This window comes from Amycolatopsis sp. lyj-346, from assembly GCF_046548975.1.
In the GTDB taxonomy this organism is placed as follows: Bacteria; Actinomycetota; Actinomycetes; order Mycobacteriales; family Pseudonocardiaceae; genus Amycolatopsis.
Genome location: NZ_JAJPWT010000001.1, coordinates 203,337 through 226,350, shown reverse-complemented (window position 1 = coordinate 226,350; position 23,014 = coordinate 203,337). Strand labels below are relative to the sequence as shown.

General features: G+C 71.1%; 23 protein-coding genes and 1 riboswitch. Of the genes, 12 read left to right on the top strand and 11 right to left on the bottom strand.

Annotation, left to right across the window (positions count from 1 at the left end):
* Positions 1-6 precede the first annotated feature (6 nt).
* Positions 7-1,017, top strand: coding sequence for a phosphatidylinositol-specific phospholipase C domain-containing protein (locus ACLJQE_RS01125; protein WP_410637028.1), 1,011 nt, complete (start codon positions 7-9; stop codon positions 1,015-1,017).
* On the opposite strand, the gene thiD is transcribed toward ACLJQE_RS01125, so the two are convergent.
* Positions 996-1,808, bottom strand: a complete 813-nt coding sequence (gene thiD, locus ACLJQE_RS01120; protein WP_410637027.1) for a bifunctional hydroxymethylpyrimidine kinase/phosphomethylpyrimidine kinase — start codon at positions 1,806-1,808, stop codon at positions 996-998. The genes ACLJQE_RS01125 and thiD overlap by 22 nt on opposite strands.
* On the bottom strand, positions 1,805-3,442 hold the full coding sequence (thiC, locus tag ACLJQE_RS01115) for a phosphomethylpyrimidine synthase ThiC (RefSeq protein ID WP_410637026.1): 1,638 nt from the start codon (positions 3,440-3,442) through the stop codon (positions 1,805-1,807). The genes thiD and thiC overlap by 4 nt, the downstream gene beginning before the upstream one ends.
* A riboswitch (TPP riboswitch) is annotated at positions 3,436-3,557 on the bottom strand. (Overlaps the previous gene by 7 nt.)
* Before the next feature lie 333 nt (positions 3,558-3,890).
* Between thiC and ACLJQE_RS01110 the strand changes: the two genes are divergently transcribed.
* Positions 3,891-6,056 (top strand): glycoside hydrolase family 15 protein, encoded by a 2,166-nt coding sequence (locus ACLJQE_RS01110; protein ID WP_410637025.1) that lies wholly within the window; start codon positions 3,891-3,893, stop codon positions 6,054-6,056.
* Between the two features lie 106 nt (positions 6,057-6,162).
* Here ACLJQE_RS01110 and ACLJQE_RS01105 read toward each other — a convergent pair whose 3' ends face one another.
* Positions 6,163-6,741, bottom strand: a complete 579-nt coding sequence (locus ACLJQE_RS01105) for a peptide deformylase (protein ID WP_410637024.1) — start codon at positions 6,739-6,741, stop codon at positions 6,163-6,165.
* Positions 6,742-6,896: 155 nt separating this feature from the next.
* Here ACLJQE_RS01105 and ACLJQE_RS01100 point away from each other — a divergent pair, with 155 nt between their 5' ends.
* Entirely contained in the window at positions 6,897-7,205 is a 309-nt protein-coding gene (locus ACLJQE_RS01100; RefSeq protein WP_003101701.1) for a DUF3263 domain-containing protein, read from the top strand.
* Positions 7,202-7,837, top strand: a complete 636-nt coding sequence (locus tag ACLJQE_RS01095; RefSeq protein WP_410637023.1) for a LytR C-terminal domain-containing protein — start codon at positions 7,202-7,204, stop codon at positions 7,835-7,837. The genes ACLJQE_RS01100 and ACLJQE_RS01095 overlap by 4 nt, the downstream gene beginning before the upstream one ends.
* Positions 7,838-7,880: 43 nt before the next feature.
* Here ACLJQE_RS01095 and ACLJQE_RS01090 read toward each other — a convergent pair whose 3' ends face one another.
* From ACLJQE_RS01090 to ACLJQE_RS01080, 3 genes are all read right to left on the bottom strand, one after another.
* Positions 7,881-10,142, bottom strand: a complete 2,262-nt coding sequence (locus tag ACLJQE_RS01090) for an AAA family ATPase (RefSeq protein WP_410637022.1) — start codon at positions 10,140-10,142, stop codon at positions 7,881-7,883.
* Between the two features lie 352 nt (positions 10,143-10,494).
* Complete coding sequence (gene pssA / locus ACLJQE_RS01085) at positions 10,495-11,451, bottom strand: CDP-diacylglycerol--serine O-phosphatidyltransferase (RefSeq protein ID WP_410637021.1); 957 nt, start codon at positions 11,449-11,451, stop codon at positions 10,495-10,497.
* A gap of 3 nt (positions 11,452-11,454) precedes the next feature.
* A complete protein-coding gene (locus tag ACLJQE_RS01080; protein ID WP_410637020.1) occupies positions 11,455-12,180 on the bottom strand; it encodes a phosphatidylserine decarboxylase in 726 nt (241 codons plus the stop codon).
* A 248-nt stretch (positions 12,181-12,428) separates the two neighbouring features.
* Between ACLJQE_RS01080 and ACLJQE_RS01075 the strand changes: the two genes are divergently transcribed.
* The gene (locus ACLJQE_RS01075; protein ID WP_410637019.1) at positions 12,429-12,659 is read left to right on the top strand and encodes a hypothetical protein; all 231 of its coding nucleotides are present in this window, start codon (positions 12,429-12,431) and stop codon (positions 12,657-12,659) included.
* Positions 12,660-12,699: 40 nt separating this feature from the next.
* Here ACLJQE_RS01075 and ACLJQE_RS01070 read toward each other — a convergent pair whose 3' ends face one another.
* Complete coding sequence (locus tag ACLJQE_RS01070; RefSeq protein WP_410637018.1) at positions 12,700-12,984, bottom strand: GlsB/YeaQ/YmgE family stress response membrane protein; 285 nt, start codon at positions 12,982-12,984, stop codon at positions 12,700-12,702.
* A 72-nt stretch (positions 12,985-13,056) separates the two neighbouring features.
* Between ACLJQE_RS01070 and ACLJQE_RS01065 the strand changes: the two genes are divergently transcribed.
* Entirely contained in the window at positions 13,057-13,617 is a 561-nt protein-coding gene (locus ACLJQE_RS01065; protein WP_410637017.1) for a helix-turn-helix domain-containing protein, read from the top strand.
* A complete protein-coding gene (locus ACLJQE_RS01060; protein WP_410637016.1) occupies positions 13,614-14,867 on the top strand; it encodes an MFS transporter in 1,254 nt (417 codons plus the stop codon). Before ACLJQE_RS01065 ends, ACLJQE_RS01060 begins: the two co-directional genes overlap by 4 nt.
* Here ACLJQE_RS01060 and glp read toward each other — a convergent pair.
* Entirely contained in the window at positions 14,821-16,014 is a 1,194-nt protein-coding gene (glp, locus tag ACLJQE_RS01055; RefSeq protein ID WP_410637015.1) for a gephyrin-like molybdotransferase Glp, read from the bottom strand. The two genes, ACLJQE_RS01060 and glp, sit on opposite strands and share 47 nt — an antisense overlap.
* Before the next feature lie 74 nt (positions 16,015-16,088).
* Between glp and ACLJQE_RS01050 the strand changes: the two genes are divergently transcribed.
* The 5 genes from ACLJQE_RS01050 to groL all read left to right on the top strand — a co-directional run bounded on the left by ACLJQE_RS01050 (position 16,089) and on the right by groL (position 21,175).
* Positions 16,089-16,766, top strand: a complete 678-nt coding sequence (locus tag ACLJQE_RS01050) for a TIGR00266 family protein (RefSeq protein WP_410637014.1) — start codon at positions 16,089-16,091, stop codon at positions 16,764-16,766.
* On the top strand, positions 16,766-17,389 hold the full coding sequence (locus ACLJQE_RS01045) for an AIM24 family protein (RefSeq protein WP_410637013.1): 624 nt from the start codon (positions 16,766-16,768) through the stop codon (positions 17,387-17,389). Before ACLJQE_RS01050 ends, ACLJQE_RS01045 begins: the two co-directional genes overlap by 1 nt.
* A 112-nt stretch (positions 17,390-17,501) precedes the next feature.
* Positions 17,502-17,708 (top strand): cold-shock protein, encoded by a 207-nt coding sequence (locus tag ACLJQE_RS01040; protein ID WP_003085446.1) that lies wholly within the window; start codon positions 17,502-17,504, stop codon positions 17,706-17,708.
* Positions 17,709-17,816: 108 nt separating this feature from the next.
* Positions 17,817-19,292: a serine/threonine-protein kinase gene (locus ACLJQE_RS01035; RefSeq protein WP_410637012.1), complete on the top strand. Its 1,476-nt coding sequence runs from the start codon at positions 17,817-17,819 to the stop codon at positions 19,290-19,292.
* A 254-nt stretch (positions 19,293-19,546) separates the two neighbouring features.
* Positions 19,547-21,175, top strand: a complete 1,629-nt coding sequence (gene groL / locus ACLJQE_RS01030) for a chaperonin GroEL (RefSeq protein ID WP_020641728.1) — start codon at positions 19,547-19,549, stop codon at positions 21,173-21,175.
* Positions 21,176-21,233: 58 nt separating this feature from the next.
* On the opposite strand, the gene ACLJQE_RS01025 is transcribed toward groL, so the two are convergent.
* The 3 genes from ACLJQE_RS01025 to ACLJQE_RS01015 all read right to left on the bottom strand — a co-directional run bounded on the left by ACLJQE_RS01025 (position 21,234) and on the right by ACLJQE_RS01015 (position 22,949).
* Entirely contained in the window at positions 21,234-21,554 is a 321-nt protein-coding gene (locus ACLJQE_RS01025) for a hypothetical protein (RefSeq protein WP_410637011.1), read from the bottom strand.
* Between the two features lie 172 nt (positions 21,555-21,726).
* On the bottom strand, positions 21,727-21,942 hold the full coding sequence (locus ACLJQE_RS01020; protein ID WP_410637010.1) for a PspC domain-containing protein: 216 nt from the start codon (positions 21,940-21,942) through the stop codon (positions 21,727-21,729).
* Between the two features lie 77 nt (positions 21,943-22,019).
* Positions 22,020-22,949 carry an o-succinylbenzoate synthase gene (locus ACLJQE_RS01015; protein ID WP_410637009.1) on the bottom strand — a complete coding sequence of 310 codons (930 nt, stop codon included), beginning with the start codon at positions 22,947-22,949 and terminating at the stop codon, positions 22,020-22,022.
* Positions 22,950-23,014: the final 65 nt, after the last annotated feature.

The window sequence follows — 23,014 nt, the reverse complement described above, 5'->3', positions numbered from 1 at the left end:
GCCTGGATGAAGCTCTTCTCGGTGGTACTCCTCACGGCCGCTCTCACGCTCTCCGGGGCGACCGTCGCCAGTGCGGACAGTCCCAAGGTTTCCCACGTCACCACCGTCGGCGTGCACAACACCTACGACCCGGCGGCCTACGACTACCTGGCCCGCGCGCTCGACGCCGGCACGTCGCTGATCGAGCTCGACGTCTGGCCGGACTTCTTCACCCGCGAGTGGAAGGTCAGCCACTCGAACCCGTTCGGGAACAACAACAACTGCGTCGCGGCGACTTCGGCGTCGCAGCTGTACTCCGGCGGGAAGAACAAGAACCTGGAGCACTGCCTCGACGACATCCGGATCTGGCTGGCGGCCCACCCCGGGCACTCGCCGATCACGCTCAAGCTCGAGATGAAGACGGGCTTCTCGGACAACACCGGCATGGGCCCGGACGAGCTGGACGCCACGTTGCGGGCGCACCTCGGCAGCGTCGCCTTCCGCCCGGCCGAGCTGCTCGGCGGCTACGCGACGCTGGACGACGCGGCCAAGGCGGACAACTGGCCGTCCGTGGACGCGCTGCGGGGCCGGGTGATCACCGAGATCATCCCGGGCACGGTCGAGGAGGGGAACCCGACCGACACGCTGAAGACCGACGTCGAGTACGCGCGTTACCTCGTCGGCCTGAAGAAGGCGGGCAAGCTCGGCGACGCGAACATCTTCCCGACCGTGCACGGCGCGGCCGGCGGCGACCCGCGGGACAAGTACACCGCAGACCTCAAGCCGTGGTTCGTCGTGTTCGACGGCGACGCGAACGCGTGGGTGACCCAGACCGGGCCGTGGTGGTACGACGCCAACCACTACTACGTCGTGATGACCGACGCGCACAACGTCGCCCCGGCCATCGACGGCCACAACCCGACGGTCGACCAGGCCAACCAGCGCGTCGCCGACCTGGCGAGGCAGCACGCGTCGGTGGTCACGGCGGACTGGACCGGGCTCACGACGGTGCTGCCTCAGGTGCTGGCGCGCGGCTGAGCCAGCACCCAGAACGGCGAGACCGGGCCCACGCCCGCACCCAGCGGGTAGGCCTCGGCCACGCAGCGCTCGATGAACTTCTTCCCCGCGGCGACGGCGTCCGGCACCGAAGCGCCCTTCGCGAGCGACGCCGTGATCGCCGACGCCAAGGTGTCGCCGCCGCCGTGGGTGTTCTCCGTCTCGTACCGGGGGCCGGTCAGCTCGATGTACTCCCGGCCGTCCGACAGCAGGTCGACGCATTCGGTCGTGCCCTGCAGGTGGCCGCCCTTGACCAGGACCCACCGCGAGCCGAACTCCAGCAGGGCCTCGGCGGCAGCGCGCTGCGAAGCGGAGCCGACGACCGAAATGCCGGTCAGCAACCGGACTTCGTCCAGGTTCGGCGTGATCAGCGTCGCGCGCGGGAACAGCTCCGTGCGGATCGCCTCCAGGGCGTCCTCGCGCAGCAGCGCGTGCCCCGTCATCGAGGCCGCCACGGGGTCGACCACGAACGGGAATTCCCCGATTTCGTCCAGGGTCTTCGCCACCGAACGGATGATCTCGGCGGAAGCCAGCATGCCCGTCTTCGCCGCGTCGACGCCCATGTCCGACGCCACCGCCTTGATCTGCGCGGTGACCACGTCGGCCGGGATCTCGGTGAAACCCTGCACGCCCAGCGAATTCTGCACGGTGACCGCCGTCAGCGCGACGAGCCCGTGCACCCCGTTGGCGAAGAACGTGCGCAGGTCGGCCTGGATGCCCGCACCACCGCCGGAGTCCGAGCCGGCGATGGTGAGGGCGGTCCGTGGGGTCATTGCCCCACCACGGGCAGGTAAACCTTGTTGCCGGAGCCGGAGAACTCGGCCGACTTCTCCGCCATGCCGGCCTCGATGGCCTCCACAGTGGACAGACCGTGCTCCTCGGCGTACTTGCGGACGTCCTGCGTGATCCGCATCGAGCAGAACTTCGGGCCGCACATCGAGCAGAAGTGCGCGGTCTTGGCCGGCTCGGCGGGCAGGGTTTCGTCGTGGAACGAGCGCGCGGTGTCCGGGTCGAGCGACAGGTTGAACTGGTCGTTCCAGCGGAACTCGAACCGCGCCTTCGACAGCTCGTCGTCCCACTCCTGCGCGTACTTGTGCCCCTTGGCCAGGTCCGCGGCGTGCGCGGCGATCTTGTACGTGATGACGCCGGTCTTCACGTCGTCGCGGTTCGGCAGGCCGAGGTGCTCCTTCGGCGTGACGTAACACAGCATCGCCGTGCCGTACCAGCCGATCTGGGCCGCGCCGATGGCCGACGTGATGTGGTCGTACGCCGGCGCGATGTCCGTCGCCAGTGGACCGAGCGTGTAGAATGGCGCCTCGCCGCAGAGCCTTTCCTCGAGCTCCACGTTCTCCTTGATCTTGTGCATCGGCACGTGGCCGGGACCTTCGATCATCACCTGGACGTCGTGCGAGCGCGCGATGTGCGTCAGCTCGCCGAGGGTTTCCAGCTCGGCGAACTGGGCGCGGTCGTTGGCGTCGGCGATCGAGCCGGGGCGCAGGCCGTCGCCGAGGGAGAACGTGACGTCGTACTGCCGGAGGATCTCGCAGAGTTCCTCGAAGTGCGTGTACAGGAACGATTCCTTGTGGTGCGCCAGGCACCACGCGGCCATGATCGAGCCGCCGCGGCTGACGATCCCGGTGACGCGCCGCGCGGTCAGCGGGATGTAGCGCAGCAGCACGCCGGCGTGCACGGTGACGTAGTCGACGCCCTGCTCGCACTGCTCGATGATCGTGTCGCGGTAGACCTCCCACGACAGCTTTTCCGGTTCGCCGTCGACCTTTTCCAGTGCCTGGTAGATCGGCACGGTGCCGACCGGCACCGGCGAATTCCGGACGATCCACTCCCGTGTCTCGTGGATCCGCTTGCCGGTGGAGAGGTCCATGATCGTGTCGGCACCCCAGCGGGTGGCCCACACCATCTTGTCGACCTCTTCCTCGACCGACGACCAGACGGCCGAGTTGCCCATGTTGGCGTTGATCTTCACGAGGAAGTTCTTGCCGATGATCATCGGCTCGGTCTCGGGGTGCTTGCGGTTGGCCGGGATCACCGCGCGGCCGCGGGCGACCTCGTCGCGCACGAACTCGGGTTCGACGCGCTCACGGGCCGCGACGTACTCCATTTCCCGCGTGATGACGCCCTGTTTGGCCCAGCCGAGCTGGGTGTTGTGCTCCCGCCCGTCGGCCCAGCCCGCCCGCAGCCGGTGAAGTCCACTGTGGACGTCGATTTCGGCTTCAGGATCCGTGTACGGGCCCGAAGTGTCGTAAACGTCGAAGTGCTCACCGTTGGACAAATCGATCCGCCGGACCGGGACGCGGAGCCCCGATTCGGTCTGGTGGTAGGCCTTGTGCGAACCGGTGATCGGTCCGGTGGTCACCTTCACGGCAGCATTGTTCTCAAGCGTCGTCAACGACTTTCACTCCCTACGCCGGCATTACCCGGTCAGGTTCATGCGGTCGGCGACGCCTGCTCGGTGCAAGTCGCCCTCTCAGCCCGCCATGGCGCGAGCTCCCGCGTTGGTGTTGTGTCCCCGACCATGCCACGCCGCAGCGCGATACTCAAGTCAGGTCACCTCACCCGACCAGTTCGGCGGGTGTGACGTGGACGTCGGCCACGGCACCGTTGCGCAGCACGGTGATCGGCGAAGCGGCGAGGCCCCGGAAGGCGATCCCGGTCTCGATGCCGGCGAAGGCGTCGCGCCTCGACCCGCGCGGGCCTGCCGGTGATCCGGCTAGTGTTCACCGGGACCAGTGACGGTGGGTGGTTCACCGGATTGGGGCATGCGGCCGGTGGAAATCGGCGGCAGACTGCCAGGCGCTTCTGTAACGGTGCAGAAGCGACTTTTCTGTGGGGTTGATATGCGCAAACTCATGTTCGGCGCCCTCGCCGGGCTGCTGGTCACCGGGTTGATCCCGGCGACCGCGGCGGCGCAGGGGCAGGCTCCCGGTGCGCCCGGGGCCCATCCCAGCTGGCTACCCGCGAACAAGACCGGCTTCGGCACCGCCCACGACCGGTCGAGCAACGTCTGGTTCACCCTCCAGGGTGGGCAGATGTCCGAGGTCTACTACCCGGACCTGTCGACACCCAGTGTCCGTTCGCTGAACTTCGTCGTCACGGACGGCCGCAGCTTCGCCGTCACCGACTACGCGGCGAAGTCGCAGCAGGTGCGGCGGACCGACGACGACAGTCTGAGCTACGAGCAGACCATCACCGACGACCAGCACCGCTGGCGCCTCCGCAAGACCTACGTCACCGACCCCGCCGCCACGACCGTGCTGGTGGACGTCGACTTCCAGTCGCTCACCGGGCGGCCCTACCAGCTCTACGCGGTCGCCGACCCGGATCTCACCAACGACGGCTCGGACGACTCGGCCGCGCGTCAGGGCGACGCCGTCACCGCGCAGGACGCCGCGAACGCCGCCGCGCTCACCGCGAAGCCCGCGTTCACGAAGACCAGCGTCGGCTACGCGGGCGCGTCCGACGGGAACACGCAGCTCGCCAAGACCTTCAAGCTGAACCCCTACGACACCGCGGCCAAGGGCAACGTCGTGCTGACCGGCCAGACGAACGCCGACGGCGTCCGGAACCGGCACGTCACCCTGGCCCTCGGCATGGGCGCGAAGGCCGCCGACGCGCTGAAGAGCGCGCAAGCGTCGCAGCGACGCGGTGTCCGCGACATCACGCGCGCCTACGACCGCGGCTGGCAGCAGTACCTGCGCGGGATCAGCAAGCCGCCGTCGTCGCTGAAGACCGGCGCCGAGCGCGACCTCTACAAGGCGTCGATGCTCACCCTCGCCGCCAGCGAGGACAAGCACCACCCCGGCGCCTTCATCGCGTCGCCGAGCATGCCGTGGCGGTTCGGCAACAACGACCCGGAGTGGTCGCCGTCCGGCACCTACCACCTCGTCTGGCCGCGTGACCTCTACCAGATCGCGACCGGCCTCATCGCCGGCGGCGACACCGCCGCCGCCAACCGCGCCGCGACGTACATGTTCGGCACGCAGCAGCAGGCCGACGGGCACATGCCGCAGAACAGCCGGGTCGACGGCGTGCCGTACTGGACGTCGATCCAGCTCGACGAGACCGCGTTCCCGATCGTGCTGGCCCAGCAGCTCGGCCGCAACGACCTGTGGCCCGGCGTCCGCAAGGCCGCCGACTTCATCCTCGGGTACCGGGGGCCGAACGGGCAGCCGTCGCCGTACACCCAGCAGGAGCGCTGGGAGGAGCAGGACGGCTGGTCACCGTCGACCATCGCCTCGGTGATCGCCGGGCTGGTCTGCGCCGCCGACATCGCTTCGCACAACGGCGCGTCGGCCGACGCGGCCCGGTACCTCGCCGCGGCCGACAAGATGAAGGCCGACCTGCCGAAGCAGACGATCACCACGAACGGGCCGCTGTCGAAGGACCCGTACTTCATCCGGCTGACCAAGGACGCCGACGCCAACGCCGGGACGACGTACAACCTCGGCAACTCGAGCGTCACGATGGACCAGCGCGCGGTCACCGACGCGGGCTTCCTCGACCTCGTCCGGCTCGGCATCTACCGCGCCGACGACCCGGTGATCCGCAACAGCGTGCGCGTGACGGACTCCGACATCGCCTTCACCACGCCGACCGGGCAGTTCTGGCACCGGTACACGAAGGACGGCTACGGCGAACAGGCCGACGGCTCGCCGTGGGACTACACGTTCCCGGCCGAGAGCCGCACGACGTTCGGCCGGCTGTGGCCGCTGCTCGCCGGCGAACGCGGCGAGTACGAACTGGCCCTCGGCGACCGTTCGTCGGCCGCGCGGCGGCTGCGTGACCTCGGCCGGGTGAGCAGCTCGGCGGAGACCATGCCGGAGCAGGTGTGGGACGAGAACCCGCCGTCCGGGCAGACCGGCTTCCCGGCCGGCACGCCCACGACGTCGGCGACCCCGCTGGCCTGGACCCACGCCCAGTACGTCCGGCTCGCCTGGGACGTCAAGGCGGGCTCGGTGCTGGAGATGCCGCGGGTGGTCCGCTGCCACTTCCTCGGCTGCTGAGTCTCCAGCGCCCCAATGTGGCCTTCGGTGCGTTGAACGCACCGAAGGCCACCTTGGGTGCGTTCAACGCAACCAAGGCCACATTGGGGCGCTGGGGGCGGGTGAGTCAGATGACGGCGCCGTCGTCCTCGGGGGTCCGCGGCGGGAGCCACGAGTTGCCCGGTACGCCCCACTTGTTGTGCTTCAGCATCTTCTTCGCCGCGCGCGCGTGCCGCCCGACCAGGCGGTCGAGGTAGATGTACCCGTCCAGGTGGTCGGTCTCGTGCTGCAGGCACCGCGCGAAGTAGCCGGTGCCCTCGACCTCGATCGGGTTGCCGTCGAGGTCGGAGCCGGTCACCTTCGCCCACTTGGCCCGGCCCGTCGGGTACGACTCGCCGGGCGCCGAGAGGCAGCCCTCCCAGTCGTCGTCCGGGTCCGGCATGGTCTCCGGGATCTCCGACGTCTCGAGCTTCGGGTTGACCACGACGCCCTTGTGCCGGACGCCCTCGTCGTCCGGGCAGTCGTAGACGAACACCCGCAGATCGAGGCCGATCTGGTTGGCCGCGAGGCCGACGCCCTCGGCGGCGTACATCGTCTCGAACATGTCGTCCACGAGCGTGCGCAGCTTCTCGTCGAACTCGGTGATCTCCCGAGTCGGCTGGTGCAGCACGGGCTCGCCGGCGATAACGATGGGGTGGATGGTCACGGCGAGCCAGTTTAGTCGGACCCCTCTGGTACACCTGCATCAGACCGTGACGCGCCGACGTCGATGCCCACGTCGGTGGTGACTTCCGTGGTTGAATGGCGCCCGCGGAAGAGCTAGGTCTGATTCGCCATGACGCCCGATTGAGAGGGACCCGGATGGACGCCGCGGAGTCGATGGCTGAGCCGCAGCCGTCGCCGCCGAAGCCCGTGCCCGGCCTGACCGAACGCGAGGTCGAGATCCTCGCCTTCGAGCGCCAGTGGTGGCGACACGCCGGGGCGAAGGAGAACGCCATCCGCGAACGCTTCGATTTGTCCGCAACGCGCTACTACCAGCTGCTCAACAAGCTGCTGGAGAAGCCGGAGGCGATCGAAGCCGACCCGATGCTGGTGAAGCGGCTGCGCAAGACCCGCGCCGCCCGCCAGCGCAAGCGAGGCGCCCGGCGACTGGGGATCGAGCTGAAATGAGTGTGTTTTCCGGAATGTCCCGGCCGATGAAGGCCGCGGGTGTCGCGTTGATCGGCGTGGCCATCATCGCCGCCGTCATCGGCGGGATCACCGCGCTGGGCGGAGGCGACGGGTCCAACGAAGCCGGGCCGAGCGGGACGTCGACGCAGCCGGGCACGTCCGGCGGGACGTCGGCGCCGCCGTCGACCTCTTCTTCTCCGGCGCCGCCGTCGACCTCGGCGAGCCCTTCGTCGCCCGTCCCGCCGTCGCCGGGTTCGCCGACGGCCGGGCAGCCGACGTCGTCCGCCCCCGGTGGGCCCGGCCGGCCGGGTGGCGACCAGCAGGCGTCCAGCAAGTGGGTGACCGTCCGGGTGTTCAACAACTCGACGGTCAAGGGCCTGGCGGACCGCGCGGCGGAGGACTTCCGCGCCGGCGGCTGGAACGTCAACGAGGTCAGCAACTACTCACAGGGCATCATCCCGACGACGACGGCGTTCTACCGTCCGGGTACCGACGAGGAAGCCGCGGCCAAGCAGCTCGCGCAGGAGTTCGGCATCAAGGCCGAGCCGCGCTTCGAAGGCATCCAGAGCGCGAGCCCCGGGGTGATCGTCATCGTGACGAAGGAGTACCAGGCGGGCCAGAAGGGCAGCTGAGTCTTCCGGAAAAACGGCCGTCACCCGCAGGTGACGGCCGTTTTCATTCGCCGGCCTGGTTCTTCGCGTACGCCTCGAGGGTGGCCAGCTGGGCCGGGTCGAGGCTCGGCCGGACCGCCTTCCGCGCCCTCTCCAGGTGCGCGGCCGTGACTTCGCGGGCCTCCAGCGACTCGCGCATCGCCGTCAACGCCGCTTCGCGGATCAGCGCCGCGCAGTCGGCCGCCGAGTAACCGTCCAGAGTGGACGCGACCGCGGCGAGGTCGACGTCGTCGGCCAGCGGGGTGTTCTTCGAGCTGGCCGCGAGGATCGCCGTGCGGGCCTCGGCGTCCGGCGGCGGCACGTAGACGCGGCGCTCGAGCCGTCCGGGCCGCAGCAGCGCGGGGTCGACCAGCTCCGGCCGGTTCGTCGCGCCCAGGACGACGACCTCGCGCATCGGCTCGACGCCGTCGAGCTCGGTGAGCAGGGCGGCGACCACCCGGTCGGCGACCCCCGAGTCGGACGACTGGCCGCGGCGCGGGGCCAGCGCGTCGATCTCGTCCAGGAAGATCAGCGCGGGCGCGGCTTCCGCGGCCCGGCGGAACAGCTCGCGCACCGCGCGCTCGGACTCGCCGACCCACTTGTCCATCAGCTCGGCGCCCTTGACCGCGAAGACGTTCAGCGCACCGGTGCCGGCCAGCGCCCGCACGAGGAACGTCTTGCCACCACCGGGCGGCCCGTACAGCAGCACCCCGCGCGGCGGTTCGACGCCGAGCCGGGCAAACGAGTCCGGGTACCGCAGCGGCCAGAGCACCGCCTCGGTGAGGGACTGCTTGACGTCGATCATGTTGCCGACGTCGTCGAGCGTCAGCCCGCCGGTGGCCAGGTTGTCCGAAGTGGACATCGAGACCGGCCGGACGGTGGCGAGCGCGTCCAGCAGGTCCTGCTGCGAGATGCGCGGCTCGTCGGTGTCACGCTGGCGCAGCGCCGCCCGCAGCGCGGCGTCCCGGCGCAGCGCGATCAGGTCGGCGGCGACGAAGCCCGGCGTCCGTTCGGCGAGGACGCCGCAGTCGATACCCGTGTCGAGCGGGACGTCGCGGAGCAGGACGTTCAGCAGCTCACGGCGGGTTTTCGCGTCCGGGAGGGCCAGGCCGAGCTCACGGTCAAGCAGGTCGGCGGCACGCAGCCGCGGGTCGGCCGATTCGGCACGGGCCGTCGTCGCCACGACGGCGAAGCGCTCGCGCCGCAACGCCGTCCGCAGCTCCTCCAGCACGACCGTGGCCACCGGCGGCGGCGTCGTCGCGGGCAGCAGCGCGTCGACGTCGGTGAGCAGGAGGACCGAGGGGCCCTCGGCGCTCCGGATGGCCTCCCGCAGGCGCGCGACGGCGACGTTCGGGTCCAGCACCGCGAGGTTCGGCGCGGCCAGCGGGATGATCTTGATGTCGGCGTCGTGGGCCACCGACCGCACGAGCGTCGCCTTGCCGACGCCTTCGGGGCCGGACAGCAGGACGCCCAGGTGGGCGGGCGCGCCCAGCCGGGCCAGCAGCTCGGGCCGGTGGAAGGCGAGGTCGAACCATTCCGCGAGCTTGCGCGCGGCGGCTTCGGTGCCGATCAGGTCGGCCAGCGGGACGGCGGCCTCTTCGACCGTGACCTCGTCTTCGACGACCTCGGCGTCGATCCACTCCTCGGCCGCGGTCACGGCGGAAGTGCGCACCAGCGCGGTCGCCGTCCGGGGCGCGGCCGGTTCGGCGGTGCCCGGCCGGGCGCCGTCGCGCCAGGTGACCACTGTGGACGGTCCGACCGCCACGGTGCCGGACGGCTCGGTGGCGGTGACGGTGAGCAGCTCGTTCGTCCAGGTCGCGCCGATCGCCCGCGACAGCTGGCCGCGCAGGCCGGCCGGGTCCGACCCCGGCTGCGGCGCGAGGTCCTGCGGCAGCAGCGAGACGGCGTCCCCGACGGTGAGCACCTTGCCGATCAGGGCGAGCCGCAGCATGTGCGGGCTCAGCGAGACGCTGGCCAGCCGCGACCCGGCGACGGTCACGGTCTTGGCGGCCGAGACGTCGGCCGGCGCGACGACGACCTCCGAGCCCTCGGTGACGCCCAGGTTCGACATGGTGACGTCGTCGGTGAGCACCACCCCGGGCAACCCGGTCTCGTCGGCGGGCGCGGCGAGCGCGGCGCTGACCCGCGCCCCGGTGAGGTGGACGGCGTCCCAGGCCCGCAGGCCCAGCGCGTCGAGGACTTCGGGATGCAGCCGGACGACGCCGCGGCGCGTGTCCAGCGCGGACGGCGTGTGCCGGACGGTCAGCGTGATCTGCGGGTGGCTCACGCCGTTCACCCTAGCGATCCGGCCGTCCCGGAGGAGGCTCGGAGCACAAGCCAACCGACCCTCCAGGCACGCAAGCCGACCCCCCAGGCACGCGAGTCGACCCCCAGGCACGCAAGCCGACCTTCCAGGCACGCGTGTCGACCCCTCAATCACGCGAGTCGACCCCTCAATCACGGGTGATGTCCCTCGGATCACGAGTGATCGCCGTACCGGACCGGCGAACCTGCGTGCCCAGGCGGTCGGTTCGCGTACCTGGAGGGTCGGTTCGTGTGGTCCGGGCCGGATCTCGCGTGATTGGAGACGTAACTCGCGTGATTGGGGAGCGATCTCGCGTGATTGGGGGGTCGACACGCTACTTGCGGCGGAGGCCGATCTGGCGCCAGGAGCGGCGGCGCTGGCCGTTGCCGTTTTCCGAGGTGACGCGGGGGGTGCGGACCGTCTCGCCGGTGCGGGGGAGGCGGACCGCGCGCATGGCCGCGCCGGCGACCCGGCGGCGCAGCGGCGGGCGCAGGCCCAGGCGGCGCGGGGAGCGGGCCCGGCGGATCGCGCGGCGCTCGCGCGGCGGGACCATCCAGGCCTCCGGGTGCGCCGCCAGCCAGCGGTGCCGGTAGATCGAGTACGGGATGTGCGCCAGGTACAGCACCATCGCCGCGAGCAGGGCGACCAGCGGGAACTGGATGATCGCCGCCGCCAGGAGGGCGACGCCCAGCAGCAGCGGGGCGATCGCCTTCGGCGGCGCCTTGACCGTCTTCAGCGACAGCGTCGGGATGCGGCTGATCAGCAGGGCCGCGATGGCGACCGTCCACGCCCACACGACGTACTGCGACGACCACCACCCCTCGCCCCACTGCAGGTACGCCACCAGCGGCAGCATGCCCAGCAAGCCACCCGCGGGTGCCGGGACGCCGACGAAGAACTCGCTCGCGTACGGCGGCTGCTCGGTGTCGTCGAGCAGCGTGTTGAACCGGGCCAGGCGCAGGATCATGCAGACGGCGAAGATCAGCGACGCCACCCAGCCGATCCGGTCCGCGCCCGTCTGCCACACGTAGATCACCAGCGCCGGCGCGACGCCGAACGAGATGCCGTCGGACAGCGAGTCCAGCTCCGCGCCCATCTTCGACGTCGCGTCGAGGAGGCGGGCGATCCGGCCGTCCAGGCTGTCGAGCACCGCCGCGATGCCGATCGAGGCGATCGCCATCGCGTAGTTCTTCGTCAGCGCGAACTGCACGGCCGACAGGCCCGCGCACAGCGCCAGCACGGTGATGGCGTTCGGCAGCAGCCGGACGCCCGGGGTGGTCACGCGGACCATCGGTCAGCCTTTCGCAGGCGCGGCAGGGAGCTCGGCGATCACCGTCTCGCCGCCGACCGTGCGCTGGCCCTTGCTGACCAGCACGGTCGAACCCGGCGGAAGGTAGAGGTCGACCCGCGAGCCGAACCGGATGATGCCGTACGTCGAAGCGGCGCCGACCTTGTCGCCCTCGCGGATCTCGCAGAGGATGCGGCGCGCAACCAGGCCGGCGATCTGCACGACGACGAGCTCGTGGCCGTCTTCGGTGCGCATGAGCACGGAGTTGCGCTCGTTGTCGTCGCTCGCCTTGTCCAGGTCCGCGGACAGGAACTTGCCCGGCCGGTAGGCGACCCGCTCGATCACGCCGTTCGCCGGCACGCGCTGGACGTGCACGTCGAACACCGAGAGGAACACCGAGACGCGCATCCGCGGCTCGGCGGGCAGGCCGAGCTCGGCGGGCGGGACGGCTTCCTCGATCAGCGACACGATGCCGTCGGCCGAGGCGAGCGCGACGCCGTCACGCGGCGGCGGGACCCGCTTCGGCTCACGGAAGAACGCGGCCGTCGCCACGGTCGCCAGCGCCCCGACGAGCCCGAGGCGCTTGGAGAACCGGCGGGCGAGCAGTGTCGCGGCGATGCCGCCCGCCACGAACGGGCGACCCGCGGGGTGCATCGGCGGCAGCGTCTCGCGAGCGAGCTGGAGGGCGTGCGCGACTGGGTTGCCGGCGGGCTCCGGCCGGGTGCCGCTCATGGTCGGGTCCCCTGGTTTCGTGTCGGAAGAACGGATGGGCGCCGGGGTCCGGCGGCCGCGTACGGGCGCCCCCACGCTACCGCTGCCCCAGGTGAGCGTGTCCGCGCGCCCCTGCCGGACTCCTCCGGGCGGGGGTCACCGCGGCGGGTGGGAATGATCGTCACGTCGTAACGCAAGGTCGATTTCGCCGATGACTCTCAGTAGTTACTGCCGTTCGGGGTGCTGCCCCGCCTGACCTGTGAGGGCCGATGAGCGACCGTCGCGATCCCGCCGAAGCCCGGCTTCGCGAGCTCTTGGGCGCGTGGCGTCGGGAGATCGACGAGGTGCCCGTGCCGCCGCTCGTCGACCCCGGGCACGCGGTCGACGTCGTCATCGAGGCGATGGTCGCGCGGAAGGCGAAGGACCGGGGCCGGGTGCATCCGCCCCCCGACGGCGCACGCACCCGGCCACCGGGAGATGCGCGTGAGGAGGCAGTTTAGCGTCCGAACGCCCGTTGATCACCGTTCGCCGGAGCAAAAGTTACCAACGGTCACTCGGGCGCCGGGCCAGGCCGCTCGCGACCCGCAGGATCGCCAGCAGCACGACCGCGCCGAGGATGGCCACGCCGAAGCTGGGGAAGTCGAAGTCGAACGTCTTCGCCTGGCCCGTCGCGAGCCGGTGGGCCAGCCCGCCCAGTGCCGCGCCGACGACCCCGACGAGCACGCTGACCAGGCAACCCTGCCGGCGCCGTTCCCGCCCGCCGACGACCAGGTTCGCGGCCCAGCCGACGATCGCGCCGAAGATCACCCATGCGACGAAACCCATGGCCGGAGCTTACGTCAGCCAATGCACAAGAGTCATTGCACAAGAGCTCTTGTGCAACTACTCTTGTGCGTCATGAGCGAAGACGTCCGGGAGATCCGGGATTCGAAGGTGCTGGCCGCCATGTCCCACCAGCTGCGGCGCCGGCTACTGGAACTGCTCCACCTGGACGGCCCGGCGACGGCGTCGATGCTCGCCGCGAAGACCGGGCAGGCGGTCGGCAACGTCAGCCACCACATGAAGGTCCTGGCCGCCGCCAAGCTGGTCGAGGAGGCCCCGGAACTGGCCCGTGACCAGCGGGAACGCTGGTGGAAGCGCAGTGCGAGGACCTTGCGGTGGGCCGCGGCCGACTTCCCCGGCGACCCGGTCGCCGAAGCCGCCGAGGTGCTCGTGCTCGACCACCAGACGGCCGTCGCCCGCGAGTGGATCGCCAACCGGGAGAGCTACCCCGAGGAGTGGCGCGGCGCACCGTTCAGCATCGACACGTGGGTCCGGCTGTCCAAGGAGGAGCTCGACGAGCTCAACGAGCGGATCTTCCTCCTGATCAGCGAGTTCGAGAACCGCACCGAACCCGGTGACGGCGTCGAGCGCCGTCCGGTCTTCTTCGCCGCGCGAGCGTCGCTGGGCCGGCCGTGAACGGGCTCTGGGGGAACAGGGACTTCCGGCTGCTCTGGGCCGGCGAGACCACCAGCATGCTCGGCAGCATGGTCGCGACCACGGCGTTGCCGCTGGTCGCGGTGCTCACCCTGCAGGCGAGCACCTTTCAGGTCGCGCTGCTGAACGCGGCCGCCTGGCTACCCTGGCTGCTGATCGGCCTGCCTGCCGGCGCGTGGGTCGACCGGCTGGCGAAGCGCCCGGTGATGCTCGCGTGCAACACGGTGTCGATGGCGGTGTTCGCCAGTGTCCCGGTCGTGGCCGCCTTCGGGGCGCTCACCATGCCGTACCTGCTGGCCGCCGCCCTGCTCGGCGGGATCGCGAAGGTGTTCTTCACCCTTGCCTACCGCGCGTACCTCCCGGCGCTGGTCGGCGAGCACGAACTGCTCGAAGGCAACGCGAAGCTGCACGGCAGCGAGTCCGCGACGCAGGTCGCGGGGCCGGGCCTGGCCGGGCTGCTCGCGCAGGCGTTCGGCCCGGTCAGCGGGGTCCTCGCGGACGCGGTCAGCTTCGGCGTCTCCGTGCTGTGCGTGCGGGCGATCCGGGTGCGCGAGACCGTCGTCACGCCCCCGCGCACGCCGTTGCGCAGCCAGATCGCCGAAGGGCTGCGGTTCGTGCTGGCCGACCGCTACCTCCGGACGCTGATGACGTTCGGCGCCGTCTCGAACATCGCCCTCGCCGGGTACAGCGCCATCCAGATCGTCTTCCTGTCCCGCACGCTCGGCGCCGCGCCCGGCCTGGTGGGCCTGGTCCTGGCGCTGGCCGCCGTCGGCGGGGTGCTCGGCGCGGCGCTGGCCGGGCGGCTCGGCGCGCGCTTCGGCACCGCTCGCGCGTTCCTGCTGTGCGAGGTCTTCGCGGCCCCGATGCTGCTGCTCGGGCCGCTCAGCGGACCCGGCTGGGGGCTCGTGCTGTTCGTGCTCGCGGTGTTCGGGGTCTGCGCGGGCGTCGTTGCTTCGAACGTGCTGACCACGACGTTCCGGCAGCAGTACTGCCCGCCGGAGCTGTTCAGCCGGATCAATTCGAGCACGGCGATCGTCAACTACGGCACGATCCCGCTGGCCGGGGTGCTCAGCGGTGTCCTCGGCGAGGTGATCGGGGTCCGCCAGACGCTCTGGGTGCTGGCCGGGGTGCTGGTGGCCGCGCTGGCGATGCTCGTCCCGCTGGCGAAGCTGCGGGACTTCCCGGTCAGAGAAGCAGGACGTCCACCTCTTGCCCTTCCTCAACCGACGTGACGTCCTCCGGCAGCACGATCAGGCAGTTGGCCTGGGTGAACGCGGCCAGCAGGTGCGAGCCCGGCCCGCCACGCGGCCCGACGATCCCGGTGACCTCGCGGTCGGACGGCGTGAACACGCCCCGGCGGTACTGGCGGCGCCCGGCGGGCGAGCTCATCGCCTCGGTCAGCCGGGCCCGCACGCGGCGGCGCGAGACGTCGGTGTGGCCCAGCGCCGCCAGGATCGCCGGGCGCAGGAACGCCTCGAACGACACCAGCACGCTGACCGGGTTGCCGGGCAGCGCCACCACGGGCACGCCGTGCCAGCGCCCGCTGCCCTGCGGGCCGCCCGGCTGCATCGCGATCTTCGCGAACTCGACGCCCTGGCCGGTCAGTGCGTCCTTCACCACTTCGTACGCGCCCGCGCTGACCCCGCCGGAGGTGACCAGCAGGTCGGCGCCGGCCAGCTTCGGCTCGATGACCTTCCGGAACTCCTCGACGTCGTCGACGACGCTGCGGACGACGTCGACCTCGCAGCCGAGGCCGCGGATCGCCGCGGCGAGCATCACGCTGTTGGACTCGTAGATCTGGCCGTGGCGCAGCGGGGCGGGCGCGTCGATCAGCTCGGTGCCGGTCGAGGCCACCAGCACCCGCAGCGGCCGGTGCACCCGCACCTCGGCGAGCCCGACCGCGGCCGCGAGCCCCAGCTGGGAGTGGCCGAGCACCGTGCCCGCGTGCAGGGCGATGTCGCCGGCGACCACGTCCTCGCCGATGTGCCGGATGTGCGCGCCTTCGCGGGCGGGCGCCGAGAACGTCACGGTTTCCGTGCCGCCGTCGGTGTCCTCGACCATCACGACGGCGTCCGCGCCCGGGGGCAGCGGCGCGCCGGTCATGATCCGGTGCGTCGTGCCCGGCTCGAGGGCCCGGACGTCGACCCGGCCCGCGGGGATGTCGTCGGCGACCGGCAGCGTCGCCGGGGCGGCCGGCACATCGGCCGCGCGGACCGCGTAGCCGTCCATCGCGGAGTTGTCGAAGGGCGGCAGGGAGACGCCGGCGCGCACGTCTTCGGCCAGGACGAGGCCGGCCGCGGCGGCGAGGGGCAGGGTGGTCGCGGGGGCGGTGCCGAGGAGCGTGGCGACGCGGTCGCGGTAGTCGTCGACGGAGATCACCGGACCATCCTCCACCCCGGTGGAGGGCATGCAAGACTCTGCGTCGTTCGAGAGCACGCCGATGGGGAGTACGCATGCAGGTCGGAATCCGTCAACAGCCTTCGTTCGCCGTCGCCCGGCTGATGCTGGCGCCCGGCGAGCCGTGCCAGGTCGAGTCCGGCGCGATGATGGCCACCAGCTACGGCGTGCAGGTGCAGTCGCAGGCGCAGGGCGGGATCATGAAGGGCCTCGGCCGCGCGTTCCTCTCCGGCGAGTCCTTCTTCATCTCCACCTTCACCGCACCGCCGAACGGCGGCTGGGTCGACGTCGCCGCCAACCTGCCCGGCGACATCCAGGTGCTCACCCTCGACGGCCGCACCGGCTGGGCCGTCACCCGCGGCTGCTGGCTCGCGTCGTCGCACGGCGTCCAGACCGAGACCAAGTGGGGCGGGATGAAGAACCTGATGGGCGGCGAGGGCGGCTTCCTGACGCACGCCACCGGTCAGGGCCAGCTGCTCGTCAGCTGCTACGGCGCGGTCGAGACCATCACGCTGCAGCAGGGCGAGATGGTGACCGTCGACACCGGGCACGTCGTCGCCTACGCCGACACCGTGCAGTACCAGATCCGGAAGGTCGCGCAGGGCATGATCCAGTCGATGAAGAGCGGCGAAGGCCTGGTCTTCGACTTCGTCGGCCCCGGCCAGATCATGACGCAGACGCGCAACCCGTCCGCGCTGATCGGCTGGATCGTCTCCCACGTCCCGTCGCGCTGATGCGCGTCCAGACCCGGCACACGCCCGGCTTCGGCGTCGCCCGCGTCCTGCTGGACCCGGGCGAGGCCGTGCGGGCCGCGCCGGAAACCTTGCTCGCCAGCCGGTTCGGGGTCACCGAGGCGCCGGCGGGCCGCGGTGGCGTCCGTGCGGGCAAGAGCACGACGGTGGTCTACACCGCGCCGTCCGACGGCGGCTGGATCGACTTCGCGCCGTTGCGCCCCGGCGACGTCTACCCGCTCGACCTGGGCGGCGGCACGGGCTGGTCGGTGCACCGCGACGCGGTGCTGGTGCGGCCCTCGTCGGTCCGGCACGACACCGGCTGGGCGCCGCTGCAGCAGCTCTTCGGCGCCGATTCGGGGTTCCTCGAGCACTACAGCGGGACCGGGCCGCTGGTGCTGGCCGCGCCGGGCCCGGTGGACGCGTTCGAGCTCGGCAAGGGCGAGCTGGTCACGGTCCGGCCGGACTACCTGCTGGCCTACCCCGACACCATCCAGTGCCGGTTGCGGGCGCTGGATCCGGGCGGGCCGCAGTCGCTGCGCACCGGCGAAGGGCTCGCCGTCGACTTCGCGGGTCCCGGGACGGTGCTCGTGCACGCGCGGAACCGACGCCTTTCGGGTCCGTGATCTTCGGACGAATTGCCCATTGCCGAGGGGAATAATTCCGGTAGCGTGATTGACACTTCCGCCGCTGGCATCCGCTCGGGCCAGCGGATCCTTTGTGCTGAGGGAGGGCGCCGTGGCTGTCGGCACCGTCAAATGGTTCAACTCGGAAAAGGGCTACGGGTTCATCGAATCCACGGAGGGGCCGGACGTGTTCGTCCACTATTCGGCCATCCAGTCCGAAGGATTCCGCACTCTGGACGAAGGAGACCGCGTCGAGTTCGAAGTGCAGTCCGGTCGCGACGGTCGTAGCCAGGCAGCCGATGTGCGGAAGGTTTCATAGCCGCTCCGGGACGGGTCCGGGGGTGGCACCCCCGGGCAACGCAGCCGGCCTGTCAACTGATCGGTGAACCCCCGGCAGGCGCCGAACCAGGGGCGTTAGGCTGCGGGCGTGACAGGCGATGTGTCGGGGGACCTCACCGGTCGCCGGCTGGGCAACTACCGCATTGACGGGGTGCTCGGCAAGGGCGGCATGAGTGTGACCTACAAGGCCACGGATGTGCGGCTCGGCCGCAAGGTGGCTTTGAAGATCATCGGTGACCACCTCGGGGCCGATGCCGAGTTCCGCGAACGGTTCGTCGACGAGGCGCGCAACACGTCCGCGATCGACCACGCCAATGTCGTGCCGCTGTACGACTTCGGCGAGCTCGACGGCATGCTCTACATCGCCATGCGCATGGTCGACGGCGGCGATCTCGCCGGCCTGATCTCCGGTGGCCCGATCGCACCGGCGCGCGCGCTGACGATGCTCGACCAGGTCGCGGACGCCCTCGACACCCTGCACGCCCGTGGTCTGGTCCACCTCGACGTCAAGCCGGCGAACGTGCTCGTGACGAAGAAGGAGACCTCGCGCGAGCACGTGTACGTCGCCGACTTCGGGCTGACCCGGCGCGGCGCGACCGGGCACCGGACGCGCGGTGGCGACTTCCTCGGCTCGCCCACGTACGCGGCCCCCGAGCACCTGCGCGGGGAGCCGCTGGACGGGCGCACCGACCAGTACGCGCTGACGTGCGTCCTCTTCGCCTGCCTCACCGGCAGCCCGCCGTTCAAGGGCGACGTGCCGACGGTGATCAAGGGGCACCTCAACGGCGAGCCGCCGTCGATCTCCCGCGTCGTCGCGCTGCCGCCGTCGATCGACGAGGTGATCCGGCGCGGCATGGCCAAGAACCCGGCCGACCGCTATCCCAGCTGCGTCGAGATGGTCGCGGCCGCGCGCCGCGCGCTCGGCCCGCTGGCGACGTCGGACACCCCGCCGGGCCCGCCGGGGTCCCATTCGGGCGGAATCCCCGCGCCGCAGCGCCCTGGTCAGGTACAACAGGGGCCGCACCAGAACAGCGCACCGCAGGGAGAGGGGGCCCCCGTGCACCCGTACGGAGGACAGCAGCAGCCCGGCTACGGCCAGGGGCCCGGACCACAGGGCCCGCAAGGCCCGCCTGGGCCGCCGCCCGGCTACGGCTACCCCCAGCAGCAGGGACCGCCGCCCGGCATGCCGCCGCAGGGCCCGCCGCCGGGGTACGGCTACCCGCAGCAGCAGGGCATGCCCCCGCAGGGCCCGCCGCCCGGCTACGGCCCGCCCGGCGATCCGATGCGGCTGCGCCCGCCCATGCCCGCCGGCGGAGCGGGCGCGTTCCACCAGTCGAAGAGCGGCGGTGGCAAGAAGTGGATCTTCATCGTGCTCGGCCTGGTCGTCGTGGCCGGCCTGGTCGTCGGCGGGATCTTCCTCTTCAGTGACAGCGGCAGTGGTGGTGGCGGCGGCCAGACAACGGCCCCGGAGATCCCGGTCGGCCCGGGCGGCTCGCAGAGCAACGCGCCTTCGTCGTCGCTGAACGCGCCCCCGACGTCGATCACCATCAAGCCGGGCAACTGAGCCCGCGGCTGGGTGACCTGGGTCGCGAGATCGTGCGGCGCTGAACAGGTCTTCTTGCACTCTCACCCCGAGAGTGCTAAACACGAACTTGGCACTCGACGCCGTCGAGTGCCAAAGGTCGGGACGGTGAGGCTGACCCCCACCCGGGTCCAGTCGTCCGTCGCGGGCACCGAGCCTGGCCGAGGAAAGAGTCCTGCTGCCGCCGCTGTAGACCAGCGTGGCGGTGGCGCCCAATACCGGAGGACCACACCGCAATGGCCAAACTGATCGCGTTCGACGAGGACGCCCGCCGCGGTCTCGAGCGTGGCTTGAACATCCTCGCCGAAGCCGTCAAGGTGACCCTCGGCCCGCGGGGCCGGAACGTCGTGCTCGAAAAGAAGTGGGGCGCGCCGACCATCACCAACGACGGTGTCTCCATCGCCAAGGAGATCGAGCTCGAAGACCCGTGGGAGAAGATCGGGGCCGAGCTCGTCAAGGAAGTTGCCAAGAAGACCGACGACGTCGCGGGTGACGGCACCACCACCGCCACCGTGCTCGCCCAGGCCCTGGTCAAGGAAGGCCTGCGCAACGTCGCGGCCGGCGCCGACCCGATCAGCCTGAAGCGCGGCATCGAGGCGGCCGTCGAGGCCATCACCGAGCAGCTGCACAAGATGGCCGTCCAGATCGAGACCAAGGAGCAGATCGCTGCTACCGCCTCGATCTCGGCCGCTGACCGCACCATCGGCGAGCTGATCGCCGAGGCGCTGGACAAGGTCGGCAAGGAAGGCGTCGTCACCGTCGAGGAGAGCAACACCTTCGGCCTCGAGCTCGAGCTCACCGAGGGCATGCGCTTCGACAAGGGCTACATCTCCGGTTACTTCGTGACCGACCCGGAGCGTCAGGAAGCCGAGCTCGAGGACCCGTACATCCTCCTCTTCGGCTCCAAGATCTCCACCGTCAAGGACGTGCTGCCGCTGCTGGAGAAGGTCATCCAGTCCGGCAAGCCGCTGCTGATCATCGCCGAGGACGTCGAGGGCGAGGCGCTGGCCACCCTGATCGTCAACAAGATGCGCGGCACCTTCAAGTCCGTTGCCGTCAAGGCGCCGGGCTTCGGTGACCGCCGCAAGGCGATCCTGCAGGACATCGCGATCCTGACCGGTGGCCAGGTCATCTCCGAGGACGTCGGCCTCAAGCTGGAGAACGCGGACCTGTCCCTGCTGGGCAAGGCCCGCAAGGCCGTCATCACCAAGGACGAGACGACCATCGTCGAGGGTGCGGGCGACGCCGACCAGATCCAGGGTCGCGTCAACCAGATCCGCGCCGAGATCGAGAACTCGGACTCGGACTACGACCGCGAGAAGCTGCAGGAGCGGCTCGCGAAGCTGGCCGGCGGCGTGGCCGTCATCAAGGCCGGCGCCGCGACCGAGGTCGAGCTCAAGGAGCGCAAGCACCGCATCGAGGACGCGGTGCGCAACGCGAAGGCCGCCGTGGAAGAGGGCATCGTCGCCGGTGGTGGCGTGGCCCTGATCCAGGCCGCCGAGGCCGCGTTCGCGGGCCTGAAGCTCGAGGGCGACGAGGCCACTGGCGCCAACATCGTCAAGGTGGCCGTCGAGGCCCCGCTCAAGCAGATCGCGATCAACGCCGGCCTCGAGGGCGGCGTCGTGGTGGAGAAGGTCAAGGGCCTGCCGCAGGGTCACGGCCTCAACGCCGCCACGGGTGTCTACGAGGACCTGCTCGCCGCCGGCGTGCCGGACCCGACGAAGGTCACCCGCTCCGCGCTGCAGAACGCCGCGTCCATCGCGGCGCTGTTCCTGACCACCGAGGCCGTCGTGGCGGACAAGCCGGAGAAGGCTTCGGCCGCTCCCGCCGACCCGTCCGGTGGCATGGGTGGCATGGACTTCTGAGTCCGGTCGCTTGACGCGAAAAGCCCGGTCCGCTTCGGCGGGCCGGGCTTTTCCACGTCTACGGCTTGGTGAAGAACCAGACGGCGTAGGCGCCGGCGATCACGACGCCGAGCGCGAGCACGCCGAGGCCCCCGAGCCAGGCGGTGCTCTTTTCGTCGGCTTCCAGCCCGACGACGATCGCGCCGATCCCGGTGAGCAGGACCCAGATCGCGAGCCCCGCGGCGGTGTAGAGCACGACCCTGCCCGCTCGCACGCCGCCGGTGTCGCCGGAGGACAGCACGGCGTAGGCGGCGAACGCGGTCAGCCCCAGCCCGGCGATCAGGTACAGCCCAGCCAAGATCCCGACGACGACCTTGGCGGCGGTGTTTCCGTGATCCACGAGCGCGAACCCTAACCCCTCGAACGGGATTCGCGGTGTGGTTTTGGGCCGCTCGGCCCAACGACGGCCGCCGAACGGCCCGGACTTCCCCTGGCGTCCGGGCCGTTCGGTTCGTGCACCCCCGGCCTCCGGCGGGCGCCGGCTCCCCCTGCGAGCCGGCGCCCGCCCTGGTTCAGGAGCTCTCTTCGGGCGTCAGAATGGCGGCGGCGATGTAGACGGGAATGGCGAACCCGACGGACAGGAACACGGCGGCGACCATCCCGAGCCGCAGGACGTTGGCATCGATACCGAGGTAGGTGGCCCACCCGCCGCAGACACCGGTGAGCATCTTGTCGCTCCGGCTGCGGTGGAGCTTCTTGGTTTCCGGGGTGTACACGCTGTTCGTCATGGCTCAATGGTGTCTTCCCGGGGTGGCCGCCCACATCGGGAACGGCCCGGACCCGGACCCTGAACTTGCCCTCGGGGTCAGCGCAGCGCGTGCACCCGGGCGAGCCGGGCTTCCCACGCAGCCGCGACCTCAGGGGGCGCCGCGTAAGCCGCCGTGGGCTCCGGCGCCTCCCGCACGACCGGGAGATAACCGTCCACAGGGGACAGTGGATGCGGGCAGACGTCGCCGGTCAGAAGCGAAATCGTGCCCAGTCCACATGCGAATTCGAGTTCGGGGAGGGCGCCGGCCAGTGCCAGCCCCGCCGCCAGGCCCACGCTCGTCTCCACCGCCGACGACACCACGCACGGCAGCCCGCTCCCCTCGGCGACCTCCAGCGCACGCCGGACGCCGCCGAGGGGAGCGACCTTCAGGACCGCGATGTCCGCCGCGCCGGCGACCGCGACCTTCAGCGGGTCCTCCGCACGGCGGATCGACTCGTCGGCCGCGATCCGGACGTTCACCCGGCGCCGGACCGCGGCCAGGTCCTCGATCGACGGGCACGGCTGCTCCGCGTACTCGAGCCCGCCCGCCGCCTTGTCCAGGTCCGCGATCGCGCGCACCGCCGTGTCGACGTCCCACGCCATGTTGGCGTCGACGCGGATCGCGCCGCCAGGGCCGAGCGCGTCGCGGACCGCCTCCACCCGGGCGCAGTCGTCCGCCAGGGAGACGCGCGGGTCGGCGACCTTCACCTTGGCCGTGCGGCAGCCGGACGCGCGGACCAGCTCGTGCGCCTGCTCCGGCCCGACCACCGGCACCGTCGTGTTCACCTCGACCCGGTCCCGGACCGGCGCCGGCCAGCCGGCCTCGGTCGCCTCCAGCGCCGCCCGCAGCCACGGCACGCTTTCGGCGTCGGAGTAGTCCGCGAACGGGCAGAATTCGCCCCAGCCCGCCGGGCCGGGCAGCAGGACGCCCTCACGGACGGTGATGCCGCGGAACCGGGTGCGCAGGGGGATCGCGTAGACCTTCATCGAGGCCGATCATGCCACCGTGCCGGGTATCGCAAACAGGTGCCGAACTGCGCATTTCCGGACAG

What these genes read in the sequence shown, in the direction of transcription:
- ACLJQE_RS01125 (WP_410637028.1), top strand. Translation starts at nt 7, where the DNA reads ATGAAGCTCTTCTCGGTGGTACTCCTCACGGCCGCTCTCACGCTCTCC.
- thiD (WP_410637027.1), bottom strand. Translation starts at nt 1,808, where the DNA reads ATGACCCCACGGACCGCCCTCACCATCGCCGGCTCGGACTCCGGCGGT.
- ACLJQE_RS01110 (WP_410637025.1), top strand. Translation starts at nt 3,891, where the DNA reads ATGCGCAAACTCATGTTCGGCGCCCTCGCCGGGCTGCTGGTCACCGGG.
- ACLJQE_RS01100 (WP_003101701.1), top strand. Translation starts at nt 6,897, where the DNA reads ATGGACGCCGCGGAGTCGATGGCTGAGCCGCAGCCGTCGCCGCCGAAG.
- ACLJQE_RS01095 (WP_410637023.1), top strand. Translation starts at nt 7,202, where the DNA reads ATGAGTGTGTTTTCCGGAATGTCCCGGCCGATGAAGGCCGCGGGTGTC.
- pssA (WP_410637021.1), bottom strand. Translation starts at nt 11,451, where the DNA reads ATGGTCCGCGTGACCACCCCGGGCGTCCGGCTGCTGCCGAACGCCATC.
- ACLJQE_RS01080 (WP_410637020.1), bottom strand. Translation starts at nt 12,180, where the DNA reads ATGAGCGGCACCCGGCCGGAGCCCGCCGGCAACCCAGTCGCGCACGCC.
- ACLJQE_RS01075 (WP_410637019.1), top strand. Translation starts at nt 12,429, where the DNA reads ATGAGCGACCGTCGCGATCCCGCCGAAGCCCGGCTTCGCGAGCTCTTG.
- ACLJQE_RS01070 (WP_410637018.1), bottom strand. Translation starts at nt 12,984, where the DNA reads ATGGGTTTCGTCGCATGGGTGATCTTCGGCGCGATCGTCGGCTGGGCC.
- ACLJQE_RS01065 (WP_410637017.1), top strand. Translation starts at nt 13,057, where the DNA reads ATGAGCGAAGACGTCCGGGAGATCCGGGATTCGAAGGTGCTGGCCGCC.
- ACLJQE_RS01050 (WP_410637014.1), top strand. Translation starts at nt 16,089, where the DNA reads ATGCAGGTCGGAATCCGTCAACAGCCTTCGTTCGCCGTCGCCCGGCTG.
- ACLJQE_RS01045 (WP_410637013.1), top strand. Translation starts at nt 16,766, where the DNA reads ATGCGCGTCCAGACCCGGCACACGCCCGGCTTCGGCGTCGCCCGCGTC.
- groL (WP_020641728.1), top strand. Translation starts at nt 19,547, where the DNA reads ATGGCCAAACTGATCGCGTTCGACGAGGACGCCCGCCGCGGTCTCGAG.
- ACLJQE_RS01020 (WP_410637010.1), bottom strand. Translation starts at nt 21,942, where the DNA reads ATGACGAACAGCGTGTACACCCCGGAAACCAAGAAGCTCCACCGCAGC.
- ACLJQE_RS01015 (WP_410637009.1), bottom strand. Translation starts at nt 22,949, where the DNA reads ATGAAGGTCTACGCGATCCCCCTGCGCACCCGGTTCCGCGGCATCACC.